Origin of the sequence: Rhodoligotrophos defluvii, from assembly GCF_005281615.1 — a bacterium.
In the GTDB taxonomy this organism is placed as follows: Bacteria; Pseudomonadota; Alphaproteobacteria; order Rhizobiales; family Im1; genus Rhodoligotrophos; species Rhodoligotrophos defluvii.
Window position 1 is genome coordinate 270,919 of sequence record NZ_SZZM01000004.1, and the last position, 17,477, is coordinate 288,395.

General features: G+C 63.7%; 16 protein-coding genes. 6 read left to right on the top strand and 10 right to left on the bottom strand.

Annotation, left to right across the window (positions count from 1 at the left end):
* Positions 1–8 precede the first annotated feature (8 nt).
* From E4P09_RS18410 to E4P09_RS18435, 6 genes are all read right to left on the bottom strand, one after another.
* A complete protein-coding gene (locus tag E4P09_RS18410; RefSeq protein ID WP_137391082.1) occupies positions 9–1,262 on the bottom strand; it encodes a M20/M25/M40 family metallo-hydrolase in 1,254 nt (417 codons plus the stop codon).
* Complete coding sequence (locus E4P09_RS18415; RefSeq protein WP_137391083.1) at positions 1,259–2,305, bottom strand: oligopeptide/dipeptide ABC transporter ATP-binding protein; 1,047 nt, start codon at positions 2,303–2,305, stop codon at positions 1,259–1,261. Before E4P09_RS18415 ends, E4P09_RS18410 begins: the two co-directional genes overlap by 4 nt.
* The gene (locus E4P09_RS18420; protein ID WP_137391084.1) at positions 2,302–3,306 is read right to left on the bottom strand and encodes an ABC transporter ATP-binding protein; all 1,005 of its coding nucleotides are present in this window, start codon (positions 3,304–3,306) and stop codon (positions 2,302–2,304) included. Before E4P09_RS18420 ends, E4P09_RS18415 begins: the two co-directional genes overlap by 4 nt.
* Positions 3,307–3,309: 3 nt before the next feature.
* Positions 3,310–4,212, bottom strand: coding sequence for an ABC transporter permease (locus tag E4P09_RS18425; RefSeq protein ID WP_205042177.1), 903 nt, complete (start codon positions 4,210–4,212; stop codon positions 3,310–3,312).
* On the bottom strand, positions 4,205–5,182 hold the full coding sequence (locus E4P09_RS18430; protein WP_137391086.1) for an ABC transporter permease: 978 nt from the start codon (positions 5,180–5,182) through the stop codon (positions 4,205–4,207). Before E4P09_RS18430 ends, E4P09_RS18425 begins: the two co-directional genes overlap by 8 nt.
* Before the next feature lie 78 nt (positions 5,183–5,260).
* Positions 5,261–6,952 carry an ABC transporter substrate-binding protein gene (locus tag E4P09_RS18435; RefSeq protein WP_137391087.1) on the bottom strand — a complete coding sequence of 564 codons (1,692 nt, stop codon included), beginning with the start codon at positions 6,950–6,952 and terminating at the stop codon, positions 5,261–5,263.
* A gap of 120 nt (positions 6,953–7,072) precedes the next feature.
* Here E4P09_RS18435 and E4P09_RS18440 point away from each other — a divergent pair, with 120 nt between their 5' ends.
* Together E4P09_RS18440 and E4P09_RS18445 are read left to right on the top strand one after the other, a co-directional pair.
* A complete protein-coding gene (locus E4P09_RS18440; protein ID WP_137391088.1) occupies positions 7,073–8,320 on the top strand; it encodes a M20/M25/M40 family metallo-hydrolase in 1,248 nt (415 codons plus the stop codon).
* A gap of 27 nt (positions 8,321–8,347) precedes the next feature.
* A complete protein-coding gene (locus E4P09_RS18445; RefSeq protein WP_137391089.1) occupies positions 8,348–9,115 on the top strand; it encodes a FadR/GntR family transcriptional regulator in 768 nt (255 codons plus the stop codon).
* A gap of 21 nt (positions 9,116–9,136) precedes the next feature.
* Here the strand turns inward: E4P09_RS18445 and E4P09_RS18450 are convergent, their stop codons facing one another.
* From E4P09_RS18450 to E4P09_RS18465, 4 genes are all read right to left on the bottom strand, one after another.
* Positions 9,137–9,808: a helix-turn-helix domain-containing protein gene (locus E4P09_RS18450; RefSeq protein ID WP_137391090.1), complete on the bottom strand. Its 672-nt coding sequence runs from the start codon at positions 9,806–9,808 to the stop codon at positions 9,137–9,139.
* A 77-nt stretch (positions 9,809–9,885) separates the two neighbouring features.
* Entirely contained in the window at positions 9,886–11,172 is a 1,287-nt protein-coding gene (locus E4P09_RS18455; RefSeq protein WP_137391091.1) for an aspartate aminotransferase family protein, read from the bottom strand.
* Between the two features lie 15 nt (positions 11,173–11,187).
* Positions 11,188–12,348 (bottom strand): RidA family protein, encoded by a 1,161-nt coding sequence (locus E4P09_RS18460; protein WP_137391092.1) that lies wholly within the window; start codon positions 12,346–12,348, stop codon positions 11,188–11,190.
* A 122-nt stretch (positions 12,349–12,470) separates the two neighbouring features.
* Positions 12,471–13,154 (bottom strand): TetR family transcriptional regulator, encoded by a 684-nt coding sequence (locus E4P09_RS18465; RefSeq protein WP_170984495.1) that lies wholly within the window; start codon positions 13,152–13,154, stop codon positions 12,471–12,473.
* A 292-nt stretch (positions 13,155–13,446) separates the two neighbouring features.
* Between E4P09_RS18465 and E4P09_RS18470 the strand changes: the two genes are divergently transcribed.
* The 4 genes from E4P09_RS18470 to E4P09_RS18485 all read left to right on the top strand — a co-directional run bounded on the left by E4P09_RS18470 (position 13,447) and on the right by E4P09_RS18485 (position 17,454).
* Positions 13,447–14,484 carry an extracellular solute-binding protein gene (locus E4P09_RS18470; RefSeq protein WP_170984496.1) on the top strand — a complete coding sequence of 346 codons (1,038 nt, stop codon included), beginning with the start codon at positions 13,447–13,449 and terminating at the stop codon, positions 14,482–14,484.
* Between the two features lie 115 nt (positions 14,485–14,599).
* A complete protein-coding gene (locus E4P09_RS18475; protein WP_205042178.1) occupies positions 14,600–15,478 on the top strand; it encodes an ABC transporter permease in 879 nt (292 codons plus the stop codon).
* Between the two features lie 3 nt (positions 15,479–15,481).
* Positions 15,482–16,282: an ABC transporter permease gene (locus tag E4P09_RS18480; protein WP_137391096.1), complete on the top strand. Its 801-nt coding sequence runs from the start codon at positions 15,482–15,484 to the stop codon at positions 16,280–16,282.
* The gene (locus E4P09_RS18485; RefSeq protein ID WP_137391097.1) at positions 16,279–17,454 is read left to right on the top strand and encodes an ABC transporter ATP-binding protein; all 1,176 of its coding nucleotides are present in this window, start codon (positions 16,279–16,281) and stop codon (positions 17,452–17,454) included. The genes E4P09_RS18480 and E4P09_RS18485 overlap by 4 nt, the downstream gene beginning before the upstream one ends.
* Positions 17,455–17,477: the final 23 nt, after the last annotated feature.

Sequence of the window (17,477 nt, forward strand, 5' to 3'; positions counted from 1 at the left end):
GCCAGGGCTCAGTGCGTGGCGGCCGTCAGGTAATCGTAAGCGGACAGAACGTGGGTCTTCACGACCGCGAGGAACTCCTCGACGGTCACGAATTCATCGGGCTTGCCCATGGTGGCGGGCGAGGGGCCATAGACGATCGCCGGCACATGGCGCATGCGCCACAGGCGCGCGTCGGTGCCGCCGGGCGAGACCACCTTGGCCGGCCGAATGCCGGTGATCATTTCGGCATTGGCCTGCACATAGGCATACATGTCGGCATCGGGGTCGCACCAGTTCGGCTCGTTGCCGCCCTGGACCACGTAGGAGGCTTCCGGATAGCGGCCGATGATCTCATCCGCCTTGGCCAGCAATTCCTGGCGCGACAGGCCATTGGGCACCCGCAGGTCCACCTCGAATTCGCAGTCGGAGGCGATCATGTTGACCTTGGCCCCGCCTTTGATGGTGCCGAGATTGACGGTGACGCTGCGGATGGTCTTGGCAGCACCCTTGCCATAGGCTTGCTCGATGGCATCGGTTGCCTCGTCCAGGGCGGCCTTGAGGGCCGGCGCCTCGCGAACCGGAAGCTCGCCGAGCCGCAACAGCTCCGTCATGATCTCGGCGGCGATGGCGATGGCATTCGGGCTCGTATGCACGTAAGCACCATGGCCGCCTGGGGTCGAAACCTTCACGGTGAGCCAGAGCGGCCCCTTCTCGCCGAAGCGCACCGTGTGGAGGCTGCTGGGCTCGCCATTCAGGCAACAATCACCCAAGACCTCGTCCAGGTGATGCTCCATCAGGTAGCGCGTGCCCCACTCGCCGAAGGTCTCCTCGTCGGACACCACGGTGAGGGTGAGCTTGCCCTTCAGCTGCTCCGCCAAGCGGTTCAGGTAGACGTAAGTGAAGATCGAGGCGGTGGTGCCGCATTTCATGTCGCAGGCGCCACGGCCATAGATGCGGCCATCGATCAGCTCGCCACCCCAGGGGTCGCGCGTCCAGTCGCTTTCCGGCCCCACCGGAAACACATCCATATGGCCGTTCAGGACCAGGTGGCGGCCGGGCCCGAACTGGGTCGCGGCGATGATGTTGGGCATCTCCCGATTGGGCGCGATAGTCTTGAACGGCAGGCCGAGGCTTTCGAGGAACGTGCTCACGAACCTCGCGCCGGAGACCGTATTGCCCGGCGGGTTGGGGGTCTTGCAGCGCAGGAACTCCTGCAGGAATCCGATGAGCGTGTCACGGTCCTGCTCGATCCAGTCGAGCAATTGCTGCTTGGTGTCGTTCATCCCGCCACGTCCTGTTTGCGCAAGGCTGCCTCCTCGGGGCGCATATTGATTTCGCGCGCGCGGATGCAGGCGGCGCGATGCTGCGGCCATACCTCATCCAGCGAGGGATCGATCCGATCGCAAGCGTCGACGGCGAAATCACAGCGCGGCGAAAACCGGCAGCCGTTGCCGCGATAGACGGCTCCCGCACCCGCCAGTAGCTTTTGCGAGAGCTTGGCCGGCTCCACATTGGGGTCCGGCACGGGCACTGCGGCGAGCAGCTGCTTCGTATAGGGGTGAAGCGGGCTGTGCAGAACCTCTCTGGCGCGTGCCTGCTCCACCAGCCGCCCGCGATACATGATGGCGAGCTCGTCACAGATATGGGTCACGATCGACAGATCGTGGGTGATGAAGATCAACGACATGCCGCGCTGCTCGACCAGCCGGCGCATCAGGCGGAGAATGCCGGCGCGCACGGAGACGTCGAGCATCGACACCGGCTCGTCCGCCACCAGCACGGCCGGGTTGAGGATGATGGCCCGGGCGATCGCCACCCGCTGGCGCTGCCCGCCGCTCAGCTCGTGCGGCAGTCGGTCGATGAAGGCGGAGCCCGGCCGCAGCTCCGCCGCTTCCAGCGCCTCGATGGCCTGGGCGCGCCTCGAGGCGGCATCGCCCTCGCCATGGATGACCAGCGGCTCCTCCACGGTGCGGCCGATGGAGAAACGCGGATTGAGCGAGCTGAACGGGTCCTGGAACACCATCTGCACGTTGCGGCGGAACACCTGCCGCGATGCCTTGCTGCGCGCCGCGGCGGGCTCGCCGCGGAAATAGATCTCGCCCGAGGTAGGCAGCTCCAGGCCAACGAGCAGGTTAGCGAGAGTGCTCTTGCCGCTGCCGCTCTCCCCGGCAATGCCGAGCACCGCGCCCTGCTTGAGCTGGAATGAGACGCCGTCGACCGCGCGCACCGGCGGCTGGGCGCGGCCGAACAGGCCGCTGAATGTGGCCGCTCGGGTGAAGTGCTTGTGCACGTCGCGGAATTCGACGGCGGGAGGCGCTGCATTCATGCCGCTTCCGCCTCCCAGATCGAAGGTTCGGCTGCCCGCCGCCGCAGCTCGGGCGCCTCGTCGCCGAAATGACAGGTGGCCGCTTGGCCGGGGCCGAAGGGGGCGAGCGGCGGCTTCTTCTGTCGGCAAATGGGCGCGACGAAGGGGCAACGGTCGGAGAAGCTGCAATAGGACGGCACTTCGAGCAGGCGCGGCGGCGCGCCGGCGATGCTCACCAGCGGCGCCTCGGGTTCCCGGATATCGGGGAAGGCCTGCTTCAGGCCCATGGTATAGGGGTGCGTTGGCGCGGAGAGAACCTGCGCCGTCGGGCCGATCTCGGCGATCTCGCCCGCATACATCACCGCCACCCGGTCGCACAGCTCGGCCACCACGCCGATATCGTGGCTGATGAAGATGATGGCCATACCCTCCTTCGCTCGCAGGTCCCGCAGCAGGTTGATCACCTGGCGCTGCACGATCACGTCGAGGCCGGTTGTGGGCTCGTCCGCGACCAGCAGGGACGGGTTGAACATGAGCGCGAGGGCGATAATGGCGCGCTGACGCATGCCGCCGGACAGCTCGTGCGGATATCGCGATAGCAGCGCGGGGTCGAGGTCCACCCGGCGGAACAGCTCTTCCGCCCGGGCACGGCCGTCGCCGCGGCCGCCATGGGCCCTCCAGGCCATGCGGAACTGGTGGAACAGAGTGGTGACCGGGTTCAGCGAATTCACCGCGCTTTGCGGCACATAGGCCAGCCTGCGCCAGCGTACCTTGTTGCGCTCGGCTTCGCTCAAGCCGAGCAGGTTCTGCCCTTCGAAGGACACGGTGCCCTTGGCACGCGCCGTGTCCGGCAAAAGTCCGAGAATGGTAAGCGCCAGGGTGCTCTTGCCGCAGCCGGATTCGCCCACCAGGCCAAGGGTTGATCCCTGCTCCAGCACGAAGGAGATATCGCTCAGCGCATGCACCGTCTGGCCGTAGCCGCTGTATTGAACCGAGACGTTTTGGACCGAGAGCAGCGTCATGGGTCAGGCCAGCTTCGGGTTGGTCAGCTTCTCGAACTCGCGTCCGATCAGGAACACGGAGCCCACGAACAGCGTGAGACACACGCCCGGCGGAATGGTCCACCACCAGGCATGGCGAATGGCGCCAGAGAGATAGGCGAGATAGAGCATCTGCCCCCAGCTCATCTGGTTGGGGTCGCCGAAGCCCAGGAAGCTGACGCTTGCTTCCGCGATCACCGCCCAGGCGATGTCGAAGGCCACATACAGCATGGTCATGGGCAAGACATTGGGGAACAGGTGCAGGTAGATGATGCGCAGATCGCTCGCCCCGGCGATCTGCGAGGCCTTCACGAAAGCCCGCTGCTTGAGGCTGAGCACTTGTGACCGAATGACCCGCGCCGCCGTCCGCCACATCAGCAGCGATATGGTGAGGATGATGTTCCAGGTGGACGGTGCGAGCAGGGCCACCAGCACCACGGCGAACGGGATGAACGGAATGCCGAAGGCAAGGTCGGTGATGCGCATCAGCACCGCATCGACCCTGCCGCCGTAATAGCCGGAGATCAGCCCGACATTGGTGCCGATCAGGGTGATGAACAGGGCGCAGGTGAGGCCGACGATCACCACGATCCGGGTGCCCACGATCAGCTGACTGAGCACATCGGAGCCGTAATAGGTGGTGCCGAGCCAATGGGCGGCGCTCGGCGCAGCAAGCCGCAGGAGCTCGCCTTGCGCGTTGAAGTGATTGGCATTCGGGCTGTAGGGCGCGATCCAGGGGCCGATCACCGCGATGACGCAGAAGGTGAGGAAGATCACGCTGGCAATGGCGCCGGTCCAGGTGCGGAAGGGCAGGGCGATCAGGCTGCCGATGGTGCCCAGCACGCTCGCGCGTCGCGATGGCGTTTGGGCGATGGCGAGATCAGTCATAGACGATCCTCGGGTCGAGCCAGCCATAGAGCAGATCGACGATGAAGTTGAGGACGATGACCACCGCGGCCATCAGGAAGAAGGTCGCCTGGGCCACCGGATAGTCTCGCTGCGCCACCGAGTTGACCATGAGCCTGCCCATGCCCGGCCAGCTGAACACATATTCGAGCAGCACCTGACCGCCGAGCGCGAAGCCCACCATGATGGCGATATAGGTCAGAACCGGCAGGAAGGCATTGCGCCGCGCGATCTGGCGCAGGCGGCGATTGGAAAGGCCTTGGGCGCGGGCGAACTGCATATAGTCTTCGCCGCGCACTTCCAGCATGGCCGTGCGCGTGATCATCAGCGGGTCGGAAATGAAATAGATGGCGCCGGCGATCACCGGCAGCGTGAGATGCATCACAAGGTCATAGCCGGGCAGGGCCTGGATCCATGTCTCGGGATAGAAGAACTGCTCGCGCATGCCGCCGATCGGGAACCAGCCGAGCCTATAGGAGAACAGCATCAGGAGAAGGATCGCGATCCAGAAGATCGGCAGCGCACGTGGCAGGAGCGCGATCAGCGAGCCGATCTGCTCGACCCGCTCGCCCCGGTGCCAGCCGAGATAAGCGCCGGCCCAGATGCCCACGGCCAGTGCGATCACCAGAATGGGCGCCATCAGGATCAGCGTGTTGCCGAGCATCGGCAGCACGATCTCCATCACCGGCCGGCGGAAATAGAGCGACAGGCCGAGATCGCCCCGGGCCAGGTTGGCGAGATAGGAGAGATACTGCTCCCACATGGGGCGATCCAAGCCCCAGGCGGCCCGCAGCTGCTGTTGCGCTTCCGGCGGCAATTCCCCGGTGCCGAGCAGCATGGTGGTGGGGTCGCCCGGGATCAGCCGGAACATGACGAACATGATCGTCAGCAGCAGAAACAGGGTGACGACCGTCTGCACCAGGCGTCGCCCGGCATATCGCCAGAACATCATGTTTCACGCTGCTCCGTCGGTGTGCCGTCGGTCAGGGTGAGCAGGCGGCAGCCGCAGTCCCGGCTGCCGCGGGCGCGATCAGCTCGGCAGCTTCAGCTTGCCGTTGCCGTCCCAGGTGAAGCCGGCATCTTTCAGCACCTGCCGGGCCTTGTCGATGCTCGGCTCGGGGTTGGGCACATCGGGATTGCTCCACTGCTTCAGCACCGGGGTGATCATGGTGTTGTTGGCCAGCGTGCCGGCGCCGGAGAAGATGATATCGAGATACTTCTTGCGGTCGGTCGCATGCTGCAGCGCCAGCCTCAGCGCCGGATTGTCCATCGGCGCCATGGCCAGGTTGAAGCGGATCTCGTGCATGCCGTGGGTCGGCGTCTGCACGATCTCGATATCCGGGTTCTGGCCCAGCCGCTTGCCTTGGGTCACGTCCATGGTCCAGCCGAACAGGTCGGCCTCGCCGCGTTCCATCATGCCGATCTGGTTCTCGATGGCCGGAACCGGCAGCAGCACCAGCCCGTCCAGTTTGGGCGGCATGAAGAATTCCTTGTGGGCAGCCAGGTTGAGATATTCGCCCTTGCGCCACTCCACATATTTCCACGGGCCGGACCCGACCGGCTGGTCGTTCGGCCAGTCGGCAGGAGAGGCAAGGCCGCTATTGCCCGGCACCTGCTCCCATACATGCTTCGGCGCGATGAACGCGAAGCCCAGCACATTGGGCACGAAGGCCGCATAGGGCTGGTTGAGCTTCAGACGCACCGTGTTGTCGCCGGTAATCTCGGCGCTCTTCACCGAGTCCACCACCCGCGCCAGCGCCGGGAACTTCCATTTGAGGATGTAGTCGAAGGTGAATTTCACATCCTCCACGGTCACCGGCTTGCCGTCGTGGAAGGTCTGGCCGGGCCTGAGCGTGAGGTCCATGGTCGTGGGATCGACCAGCGTCCAGCTCTCCAGCGACCAGGGCATGATGTTGGCGTCCTTGTCGCGGGTGACGAAGGTCGCGTAGATCTGCCGCAGCACGGACGAATTGTAGACTTCCGGGGTGAGGAACGGATTGAGCGAGGCGATGTCGTAGATCGAGGTGATCTTGACCACCTTGCGCGGCGTCAGCGCCTCCAGCCCGAGATAGGAGAGCGGCGCATAGGGAAAACCGATGCCATTGCCGATGATCGGCGTGACGCCTCCGAACTTCGCCTTGTTGTAGGCCTGGATGATGTCGCGGTGGAACAGCACCATCAGCGGATTGTCCTTGGCCGAAATGGCCTGGGCTTCCATCACCAGCTGGCGGCGTTTTGCTTCGTCCACCTCCACGCGCTGGGCGTTGGCGACCTCGTCATAGGCCGGATTCATGTAATGGCCGTAGTTCAGCCCGCCCTTCACGGCGCGCTTGGAGTTCAGGATCTCGTTCAGGAAGAAATCCGGGTCCATGCGGTCCGGCGCGCCGCCCCAGGACATGGACACCAGATGCGGCAGCTTGTGCTCGCCAACCACCTGGGCCACCCAGGTGTCCAGCGTGCCCTGCTGCACCTCCACCTCCAAGCCGAGCTCGGCATAGTCACGGGTCGCCTGGCGCCAGATTTCGATCATATCCGGCCAGTTTGGCGACATGGCCTGCAGCTTGGGCATGACGCTTCCCGGTGCGGCCTGGGCGCGCGCCTCGCGAATCGTTGCCTCGAGGCCGGCGAGTGTCGCCCCGCTTACGGACGTTATGCCGAGAGCGCCGAGGAACTGCAGGAGCCGCCGGCGCGTGAGTTCGGTTTCCAGTGCGTTCGAAGACATGAGACCCCTCCGCCTGTGCAGACATTTTTCTTCTAACTATGGCTATAATTCATATAAACATGATCGAAGGCAACAGCTTTTGGACGGATATCAAATCGCCGTCGGGACGGGGAAGCGAGCATGGATTTGAAGGGGCAGCTGCTCGAATGGATCGAGCGGGATCGCGACGAACTCATCGATTTTGTGTGCAGGTTCGTGAGGGCCAAGAGTCCCAATCCGCCGGGGGACACCACCGAGGCGGTCAAGGTCGTCACCGATTTCCTCGGCGCGAAGGGCGTGCCTTTCCGGCTCGTCGACCCGCAGCCCACCATGGCCAATATCGTGGGCACGTTCGAAGGCGGCGCGCCTGGCCGGCATCTCGTGCTCAACGGCCATATCGACGTGTTTCCCGTGGACGAAACCGAGGAATGGACGCACGGACCTTGGAGCGGTGCTGTCGCCGATGGCAAGATCTGGGGCCGCGGCATCGCCGATATGAAATGCGGCACCTCGGCCTCGATCTTCACCTACTGCTATCTCCACCGCCTCCGTGAGCACCTGAAAGGCAAGCTGACGCTGACGGCCGTATCCGACGAGGAGACGTTCGGGCCCTGGGGCGCGCGCTATCTGATGGAGCATCATCGCGACGAGGTGCTGGGCGACTGCTGCCTCAATGGCGAGCCGAGCGGTCCGGTCACGCTGCGCTTCGGCGAGAAGGGGCCGCTATGGATCAAGTTCACGGTGCGCACGCCCGGGGCGCATGGCTCCTATACCCATCTCTCGCCCAGCGCCACCAAGATCGCCGCCAAGCTGATCCACGATCTGGAGGCGGTGACCGAGATCCCCACCCCCGGAACGCCAGACATCGAGAGGGCTCTGACGGAGGGCGAGGCGGCGATCGAGCGCGCCTTGGGTAAAGGCGCAAGCAAGACGCTGCAGAGGGTTACGCTGAACATCGGGCGCATCAATGGTGGGCTCAAAGTCAACATGATCCCCGGGCTTTGCGAATTCGAGGCCGATTTCCGCCTGCCCGTCGGCTACGCCAAGGAGCACATCCTGCCCAAGATCAGGGAGATCGCGGCGCGTTATCCCGAGGTCACCATGGAGGAGATCAACTACTCCGAGGCTAAGGCTTGCGATCCCTTTGGGGAGATGGCGCAGATCATCCAGCAGAACGTTGAGGCGCTGCGCGGCTTCAAGCCCACGCCCATTATCAGCATGGGCGGCAGCGATGCCCGGCTATGGCGGCAAAGAGGCGTGCCGGCCTATATCTATGGCCCCTATCCTTACGGCATGGGTCAGAAGGACGAATATGTGGATGTCGAAGACTTTCTCCACGTCGTCCGCACGCATGTCCTATCCGCGTTCGACTATCTCAGCCGCGGCTAGCTGGCAAGGCAACACGCGGAGGACAGGGTGAGCCTTCTCCAACGCCGCAAGCCCTTTCAGAAATTGAAGCTGTCGGACCAGATCCTGGCCGACCTGCACCAGTGGATCGCACGGGAGAACCTTCAGCCCGGCGATCGCCTGCCGAATGAGAAGCAGCTGATGCAGCATTACGGCTGCGCCAAGGGAACCATTCGCGAGGCTCTCAAGGCGCTGGAGATCCAGGGCTTCATCAAGATGCAGACGGGCCCGAACGGAGGCGCCGAGATTCAGCCGGTCTCCCTCGACCGCGTGCTGGAGCAGCTGCGCGCCTTCGTGCATTTCCAGACGATCACCTTCCAGCACATCTACGATCTTCGTGCAGACCTCGAGGTGCGTTTGGCGGACAACGTCGTCGGGCGGATTTCGGAAGAGCAGTTTGGGCGACTGCAAGCCAATATCGAGGAATGCGACAAGCTCCAGAAGAGCGGCGACTACGCCATGGGCCGCCGGGTGGAGATCGGATTCCACGACATTCTGACCGAAGCCTGCGACAACCCGATCCTCACCGTCACCTGCCGTTTCCTGAACGATCTCCTGCGCGACCTCGTCAGTATGCGCACGAACAATTATGCCGAGCACAGAAATTTCGGGCAGCACAACATCGACAGCCACCGCACGCTGCTGAAGCTGCTGCGCGATGGCGACCGCCAGAAGGTGCTGGCTGCCATGAAGGAACACATGTGCGAAGTTGAAGCCTATATGAGGCGAGCGGACGATCAGCTCGGGTCCCAACCCAGGCGCTTGCGGCGAGGATAGGTCGTTGGACGACTTGAGTGATCAGTCGAGCTCGCGCGCATAGGCGACCACCGAGATATAGCGGATCGGCAGCTGGTCCAGCTTGTCGGGCCCATGCAGGGCGGAGGCATCGAAGAACAAGGAGTCGCCCGGGCGCATCCGATAGCTCTTCGAGGCATAGCGATAGGTCATTTCCCCTTCCAGCAGGTAGATGAACTCCATCCCATTGTGCTGCAGGGCCGGATGCACGAAGGAGTCCTCCGTGAGCGTGATCAGATAGGGCTCTATGATGATCCGCGGGTTGTTGGAATGGCCCAGCACTTGGTAGAGGTGCCCGAAGCGGCTGCCCTTCCGCTCCACATGCAGCCCCTCGCCAGCCCTGACGAAGGTGGCGTCCTGCAGGTCCTCGTAGCGTCGGAAGAAGGTGGCGATCGGCACGTTCAGGGCCTTCGCCAGTGACTTCATGGTGCCGAGGGAAGGGGACGTGTTGCCGTTCTCGATCCGCGAGAGCATGGCGCGCGAGACACCCGACATGGCCGCCAGATCAGCGATGGAGAGGCCCTTTTTCTGCCGGAGGGCGCGAAGCTCGAGGCCGATGACCAGCTCGAGGTCGTTCTCCCGAGAAACCACCACCTCATCGAGATCTTCTACGGCTTCCGCCGGCCCCTTCACAGTCTCCAATGCCTTCCGCGCAGATCGCCTTTTGTCCGTCATTCGAGATGGCCTCGCCAGCTGCTGTTCGCGCCGACCATGCCCGAAGCTCTTCCCGCCATCAATGCGGAATGATCATGTCAGCCGGTCAGCTCGGCAACCGCTTCGAGTGCAGCTTCCATGGCGCTCACCCCATGCGCGAGTGCTGCGTCGTCAACCATTGTCGCCAGCGCCATGACACCTCCGGGCGCGAAGGAGACGCCCCGGTTGAGGCAGGCCAATTGGAAGAGAACAGACACGCCGAAGGCGGACGGATCGTCTTCGTGACGTGCGGGGTCGTTGAGAAAGGCGATGCCCAGCACGGAACCGGCCCCGGTCACCGCCACCGGCAGGCCCAGCGCATCGGCCTTTGCCTTGAGCGCCTGCCTCAGCTGAATGGCGCGACCGTCCATTGCCGCAATCGCACCGGCTGTGAGGTCCGCAACAGCAACCCGCCCTGCGGCCGCGCCGATGCGATTGCCGTTGAACGAGCCGCCGTGGAACACGCTGCCCCCTTTGCGCGGATCGAGGATGCTCATGATCTCCGCCCGCCCGGCCACCGCGCCCATGGGCGTTCCCCCGCCCAGGAACTTGCCCAGCATGATGAGGTCGGGATCGAGGCCGAACCTCTCCGCCGAGCCTCCTTCTGCCAAGCGAAACATCAGGCAGTCATCGAGGATGAACACCGCGCCATGCTTCTTTGCCAGCGCCTGTACGCCGGTGAGAAATCCGGGTTCCGGGGGGATCACACGCCCGGTGAACATGATCGGCTCGAGCACCACCGCCGCGATGTCGCGCCCGTGCTCGGCAAGCACCTTCTCGAAGGACGCGACATTGTTGAACTCGGCGATCAGCGCCCGTCCCGGCATGTCACGGAAACCGTAAAGTCCCGCCTCCAGATCCGAATAGCTGCCGTGATAGGCGCGTTCGGCCTTGAGAATCAGCGGTCTGCCCGTCACGGCCCGGGCAACGCGCACCGCGATCATTCCGGCCTCCGAGCCGGAATTGGTGAATCGCAGAAGCTCGGCATTGGGCAGGCGCGCTTGCAGCAGCTCCGCGAAGCTCACCAGCTCATCGGAGATGTTGCCCAGCGCCATGCCGTCGCTCAGCCGGGAAGTGATCGCCTCTCTGATCGGCGGATAATCGTGGCCGTGAATGATGCTCAGGCCATTATAGAAGAGGTCCAGGTAGCGGTTGCCATCCACATCCCACAGCCAAGGGCCGGAGCCGCGTTCAAACACCACCGGATAAGGCGGGTGGAAGACCGTGGTCCGGGTGTTGCCGCCGGTGATGGAACGCGCCGCGCGCTCCATGAGCTCAGCCGATTTGGCGGTTCTGGCACGGTATTCCCGCTCGATGGCGGTGTCCTTCAGACGGGCGTTGCTCATGGATCACCCTTGATTTTAGCGGCAGTGGGCGGTCAGCTCGACCTCGACCAGCGCCTCGGCATGGAAGAAGCGGCAGACCACGTCGGAGCGCGCGTAGGCCGCATCGCCCGCCCAGTGCCGCTCTATGCGGCGCACGATCTCGAGATGCTCGCGCTCGCGGCAGAAGATGCGGCTGGTGACGATATCGGACCATGTGCACCCGGCTGCGCTCAGCATCTTGTCCATGAAGGTCATCACGCGGCGTGCCTGCGCCTCGATATCGCGGGGATGCACGATCTCGTCCTGCTCGTCGTTCGAGATTTCCGCCTGCAGGTGCACGAGATCGCCGACCTTCACCGCGTGCGGCACGCCCGGCGTGTCCACCATGGCATTGGTGTTGAGCGAGATCTTGGTGCCGCTGGCGGCCTCGGCTTCCGCGGCGATCACCCAGCCACCGTCGTCACCGCCGCCGCTCGGGTCTTGCCGGAGACAGGCGACCGAGGTCGAGGTGAACCGCCCGGTTGGCACGAAGCTACCGCGCCCCTCGCGCACCAGGTTGAAATCCGCAGAGGTTTCAGTGATGAACTGGCGCACGCGGACCAGGTCGCGCCAGGGAATGCCCGCTTGCTTCAGGAGAGCGTCGAAGCCGGTATAGATCGCGTTCGTCTGGTCGCCGAGGGTTGCGGGATCGGCGCCGCCGGGACGATACGCACGACGCCCGCCGAGATAGACGTGACGCCCCACGCGAATGCCGGGCGCCCAGGTCTCCCCATGCCCGCTGCCGCCATCCAAGACGCGCTTTTCCGTGCCGACATGGGCGATCATCTCCACCTGGAGCCGGCTGCCCTCGTGCGCGAGCCCGAAGCAGATATCCGTGCCCGCCTGTTGGCCTTGTGGCAGATGCTCCGCAACAATTGACCGCAACTCGGCGATTTCGGCGGCTGATGGCCCGGGTGGGGCGAAGAAATGGTTGACCTTTGCCACCTCGGACCAGCCCGCGCCCGCCGCCGCGAGAATCGCGCCCAGGTTCCGGTAGATCTGCCGGGCCTGGGCCGCGAGATCACCCGGGCGGACAAGCCGGCCGTCTCGATCGAGTGCGGCGATGGACGAGGTGTAGACCACATTGTCCACCCGGACCGCATGGGCAAAGGGCCCGGGGTCGAAGATCTCCGGCGCGATGACGTTCAACTTTCTCATGGAGATCTCCTGAAAGCCAGGCGCGACGAGCCGCCGGGCACGCTGCAGGACGGAATATCCTGAGCCTAGTGACTCCCTCTATTGTGTGTCAAGCAACTTTGTTGCATGACTGGCAACACAGCTCAATGGGCGACCGCACGCTTGCGCCGGTCCCGCATCGCCGTCGCGGCGGTGCTGTTCTCTCCCGAGCGTCTGACGAGCTGTCCATCCCGAACGGCAAGACCCAGCCCTGCCGCCACAGCCTGCAGGAAGCTTCGCTCGACCGATGCCTTGTCGAGGTTCTCAGCCCCGGTGACGGTATGGATGCAAAGACCGTTCACATAGGCATCGAGCTCGGCAGCCAGGGCTTTCGCATGTTGCGGATCGATGTCGGGCCGGATGAAAGCGAGCACCTCCGCAATCATCTCTTCGAACAGGCGACGGCGTTCTTGAATGACTTGCCTGAGCTCTTTCGATTGCATGGACTCGGCCATGGCCCAAGCCCAGATGCGGGATCCCACATAGGGCATGCCCTTCGTGTCGAACGGCCCGATGCGGGTCAGCGCGCGCAGCTTGCCCTCCCCAGTCGTCTCCGCTTCGACCTCGGCACGAATGGCGGTCTGGAACCATTCCGACACATAGAGCAACGTATCGACCAAGAGCGCGATCTTGTTCTTGTAATAGTGATTGATCATGCCTGTGCTGACCTTCGCCGCCTTGGCGACGTCGGCCAGCGTGGTGCGGTCGAACCCCCTCTTGGAAATGACCTTGGCGGCAGCCCGCCGGATCTGCTCCCGCCGTATCGGTTCCATGCCAACCTTCGGCATTCCGCCCTTCTCCTTCTGTCCTGCAGCATCGAAGGCCCTCGCAGCCTCCAGGCGGCACATGCCGCCGCGTCCACGCTCCTGTCAACCCCAAGCTGCTGTTCTCCGCCCGCGTTTTGCATACTGGCTGATTGGCATGCGAAACGTGCTCCATCATATGCGGCTGAACGCTTTTCCGGCTGATCGGCCTTGACCAACTTTCCGGCGAGGCATAACATTTTAAACCAATCAGCCGATATGAAAAACAGGGTTGGAGGGAGATCAAATGGGGTTTTCAGCGACTTGCAGCACAGCCATGCGGCGGTTGTTCGCCTCCGCAGCGATCGTCATCGGCACGGCCGCTCTCGTGCCGGGCGCCGCGTCGGCCGAAACCGTCCTGACCTATGTCAGCTTCGGCGGCGCGCTTCAGAAGGCCGAGGAGCCGGCGTGGCTCAAGCCCTTCATGGAGGCCAACCCGGATGTGAAGATCGTCTACGACATCATCGACTATGCCAAGCTAAAAGCCATGGTCGAATCGGGCAACGTCGTGTGGGACCTTGCGGTGGTCGCCAATGATTTCGGAATGGATAGCGACGCGCCCTTGCTGGAGAAGATCGATTGCACCTTAGTGCCGTGTTCGGAGCTGCAGCCGGACAAGTACATGACGACCGGCTACCGGGCGGGGCATTCCAACAGCGGGCTCGCCATCGGCTACAACACCAATCTGGTCCCGGCCGACAAGGCGCCGAAGGACTGGAAAGATTTCTTCGACACCGATAAGGTCCCGGGCAAGCGCGTGCTCATGAACGACGCGAGCTCCTATGTGTTCGAGCAGGCCTTGCTGGGTGACGGGGTGGATCCCAAGCAGCTCTATCCGCTCGATCTTGACCGTGCCGTGAAGAAGCTCGAGTCTCTGGGCGATGATCTGGTGATCGCGCCGAGCTACCAAGGCTGTGCCGAGCTGGTAGCGAGCGGCGAGGCGGTGATGGGCGGCTGCTGGACCGGGCGGTTCACGGACCTGATGAAGAATGCGAATGCGCCGATTGCCATTCAGTGGAACCAGGGCATCGTATCGCCTGGCTATCTGGTCATCCCCAAGGGTACCAAGAATAAAGACCTCGCCATGAAGCTCGCGGCCTATATCACATCCGCCGAGAACAATGCGAAGCTGTCCGATTACATCGACTACGGTCCCATAAACGAAAAATCCTTGGATAAGGTCGATCCGGCCAAGAAGCCTTATCTCCAATCCACCTATGCGGACATTTCGGTGTTCCTCGATGATGCCTGGTACGACAAGAACCGCCCCGAGGTGAACCGCCGTTGGACCGAGTGGCTGGCGGGCGTCAACTGAGCGGCGAGCCGTCGCTCTATTCACGCCGACCGAGCCTTTTGGTTGAGGCAAGCCTCTGTCCATTCAGCAGGCTTGCCTCGTCCCACACGACTTAGAAGCGGATTGGAGACGAATTTTGACCTTTCGGGCCGTGGCCGAGCCGATATCCGCACAGGGATGGAAAATCCTGGCGCCACGATGGGGCGTCGGCTGGCTGGTGGTTCCGGCGGCCGCATTCATTCTGGTCTTCTTCTTCGTGCCGCTCGCGGTGATGGTGGAGCGCAGCCTCTTTGACCCCTCACCGGCGAATTACCTGAAGTTCTTCGAATCCGCGGTGTATCCGCGCGCGCTGATGTTCACCCTGTGGATGGCCGGGTTGGTCACTGCGCTTTGCCTGCTGTTGGGCTTCCCCTACGCCTATCTCACCTACAGGCTCGCCGGAAAATGGCAGTGGCTGCTCATTGTCCTCGTGCTCCTGCCTTTCTGGTCCAGTCTGCTGGTGCGCACCTATGCCTGGACCATCCTCCTGCGTGATTCCGGCCTGATCAACTGGAGCCTGCTCAATTTGGGTCTCATTGAGCGGCCGCTGAAGCTCATGGGCAATTCCTTGGGGATCGTCATCGGCATGACCCACGTGCTGCTCCCGTTCATGGTTCTGCCGCTGATCGCCGCGATGCGCCGCTTCGACGAGAACCTGCACCTTGCCGCCTCGGGGCTTGGTGCCTCACCGCTTGTCGCCTTCTGGCGCGTGTTCGTCCCCCTGTGCATGCCGGGTGTTTTGGCTGGCTGCCTGCTGGTCTTCGTGCTGGCGGTGGGCTTTTACATCACGCCGGCCATTCTCGGCGGGCGGACGGCCTTTTTCAGCCTGCTCATCGTCATGCAGGTGAACAAGCTGCTCGATTTCGGCTTCGGCAGCGCCCTGGGTGTCGTGCTGCTCGCAGTCGTACTCATCGCGATCGCCCTAGGCAGCCGTGTCGTGCGGCTTGAGTCCATGTTCGATCAGGGTCGGGGCTGAGCTATGTACACGCGGCCCGGATTATGGCTCTACTTCTTGGGCGCGCTGATCGCGACCTTTCTCATCGCGCCGTCCCTCGTCATCGTGGTGATGTCGTTCTCATCGGGCAAGCTGCTCTCGTTTCCGCCGCCCGGCTTCAGCCTGGACTGGTACCGGCACTTCTTCACCTCCGATCACTGGCGCAGCTCGGCGCTGAACAGCCTGGAAATCGGCTTGGTTGCCGCCGCCGTCGCGACGGTTCTCGGCACCTTGACCGCCTTTGCGCTGGTGCGTGGGAGGTTCATCGGCGCCGGGATCATCAAGGGCGCGATCATAAGCCCCCTGATCGCGCCCTTGGTGGTCACCGCAGTCGGCATGTATTTCGCCTACCAGCGCTATGGGCTCAGCCCCTATGTCGGGCTGGTCTTCGCACACGCAACGCTCGGGCTGCCTTTCGTCGTCATCACCGTCGCGGCGTCATTGCAAAGCATCGATCCCGACCTGGAGCGCGCGGCGCAGAACTTAGGGGCCAGTCCCTTCCGCAGTTTCGTTCGCGTCACGCTGCCGCTGATCACGCCCGGGGTGCTGGTTGGTGCGCTCTTCGCCTTCATCACCTCATGGGACGAGGTGGTGATCGCGCTGTTTCTGACCACGCCGGCCCTACGCACCTTGCCCGTAACCATGTGGGAACAGGCGAATTTCACCATGGACCCAACTATTGCCGCGGCCGCCAGCCTGCTGACGGCTCTCACGCTGCTCATCCTGCTTGCGGTGCTCGCGGCCCGCAAATTGGCCGGCGCGAATAGCGGAGGGCCTGCCGAATGACCGCCACCACGGGCCGGCTCGAGATCGAGGCCATCAACAAAAGCTTTGGACCGCTGCACATCCTCAAGGACGTGTCGCTGAACGTGCGTGCCGGGGAGTTCATCACCCTGCTTGGACCGTCCGGCTCGGGCAAGACCACCACCTTGCGCATCGTGGCCGGCTTCCTCGCGGCGGACCGCGGGCGGGTGGTGCTGGATGACGTCGATCTCACCCATGTTCCGCCGCACAAGCGCGACATCGGCATGGTGTTTCAGAACTACGCGCTGTTTCCCCATTTGACGGTTGCGCGCAACATTGCCTTCCCGCTCGAAATGCGCGGCCTACCCCGCGCCGAGATCAAGCGGAAGGTGCAGGATGCGCTGGACCTGGTGCAGCTCGGCGCCTTCGGTGAGCGCAAGCCCCAGCAGCTCTCGGGCGGGCAGCAGCAGCGGGTCGCCCTGGCCCGCGCCCTGGTGTTTGAGCCGCGCCTCCTGCTGATGGACGAGCCGTTGGGCGCGCTCGATCGGCAGCTGCGCGAATCCATGCAGATCGAGATCATGAAGATCTGCCGTGAGGTGGGCCACACCGCGCTCTACGTGACCCATGACCAGGAAGAGGCGCTGGCCATGAGCGATCGCATTGCGTTGTTCAACGGCGGTCGCATCGAGCAGATCGGGACGCCGGAGGAGATCTATAGGAAACCGGCCAGCCTGTTTGCCGCGACCTTTATCGGCGAGTCGACCACCTTCATCGGCGAGATTCGGCAAGGCATGCTGGCAGCCAATTCTCTCGTGCTGCCGATCGCCGACAAGGCTCTGCGCCAGGCGGCGCTGGGCAACGGCGACCGTGCGGCTTTGGTGCTGCGTCCGGACATGCTGCGCATCCGCCCCGCGGGCCCGGCTGGGATCACCCCGGGCACCGCTTCCGTGCGCGGCCGCGTCGAGAGCCAGGTCTATTTGGGCACCACCCGCAAATATGTGGTGAAGGTCCTGGACGGGCCCACCGCTCTTGTGCGGAAGCCGGCCGATGCCGCCGACGGGCTCGTCGCACCCTCCGGCCAGGAGGTCGAGCTGTCCTGGGACATCGAGAAGGCGGCCGTGGTGCCCCTGGAATTGCCTGAAGCCAATGCGCGCGAACACGACCGCGCGTCCGCGGCGACGCAGATCGATTTGCGCACCCGCGCAAGAGCTTAACACGAGATAACGAGGGCGGGATG

What these genes read in the sequence shown, in the direction of transcription:
- E4P09_RS18410 (WP_137391082.1), bottom strand. Translation starts at nt 1,262, where the DNA reads ATGAACGACACCAAGCAGCAATTGCTCGACTGGATCGAGCAGGACCGT.
- E4P09_RS18415 (WP_137391083.1), bottom strand. Translation starts at nt 2,305, where the DNA reads ATGAATGCAGCGCCTCCCGCCGTCGAATTCCGCGACGTGCACAAGCAC.
- E4P09_RS18420 (WP_137391084.1), bottom strand. Translation starts at nt 3,306, where the DNA reads ATGACGCTGCTCTCGGTCCAAAACGTCTCGGTTCAATACAGCGGCTAC.
- E4P09_RS18425 (WP_205042177.1), bottom strand. Translation starts at nt 4,212, where the DNA reads ATGACTGATCTCGCCATCGCCCAAACGCCATCGCGACGCGCGAGCGTG.
- E4P09_RS18430 (WP_137391086.1), bottom strand. Translation starts at nt 5,182, where the DNA reads ATGATGTTCTGGCGATATGCCGGGCGACGCCTGGTGCAGACGGTCGTC.
- E4P09_RS18435 (WP_137391087.1), bottom strand. Translation starts at nt 6,952, where the DNA reads ATGTCTTCGAACGCACTGGAAACCGAACTCACGCGCCGGCGGCTCCTG.
- E4P09_RS18440 (WP_137391088.1), top strand. Translation starts at nt 7,073, where the DNA reads ATGGATTTGAAGGGGCAGCTGCTCGAATGGATCGAGCGGGATCGCGAC.
- E4P09_RS18450 (WP_137391090.1), bottom strand. Translation starts at nt 9,808, where the DNA reads ATGACGGACAAAAGGCGATCTGCGCGGAAGGCATTGGAGACTGTGAAG.
- E4P09_RS18455 (WP_137391091.1), bottom strand. Translation starts at nt 11,172, where the DNA reads ATGAGCAACGCCCGTCTGAAGGACACCGCCATCGAGCGGGAATACCGT.
- E4P09_RS18460 (WP_137391092.1), bottom strand. Translation starts at nt 12,348, where the DNA reads ATGAGAAAGTTGAACGTCATCGCGCCGGAGATCTTCGACCCCGGGCCC.
- E4P09_RS18465 (WP_170984495.1), bottom strand. Translation starts at nt 13,154, where the DNA reads ATGCCGAAGGTTGGCATGGAACCGATACGGCGGGAGCAGATCCGGCGG.
- E4P09_RS18470 (WP_170984496.1), top strand. Translation starts at nt 13,447, where the DNA reads ATGCGGCGGTTGTTCGCCTCCGCAGCGATCGTCATCGGCACGGCCGCT.
- E4P09_RS18480 (WP_137391096.1), top strand. Translation starts at nt 15,482, where the DNA reads ATGTACACGCGGCCCGGATTATGGCTCTACTTCTTGGGCGCGCTGATC.
- E4P09_RS18485 (WP_137391097.1), top strand. Translation starts at nt 16,279, where the DNA reads ATGACCGCCACCACGGGCCGGCTCGAGATCGAGGCCATCAACAAAAGC.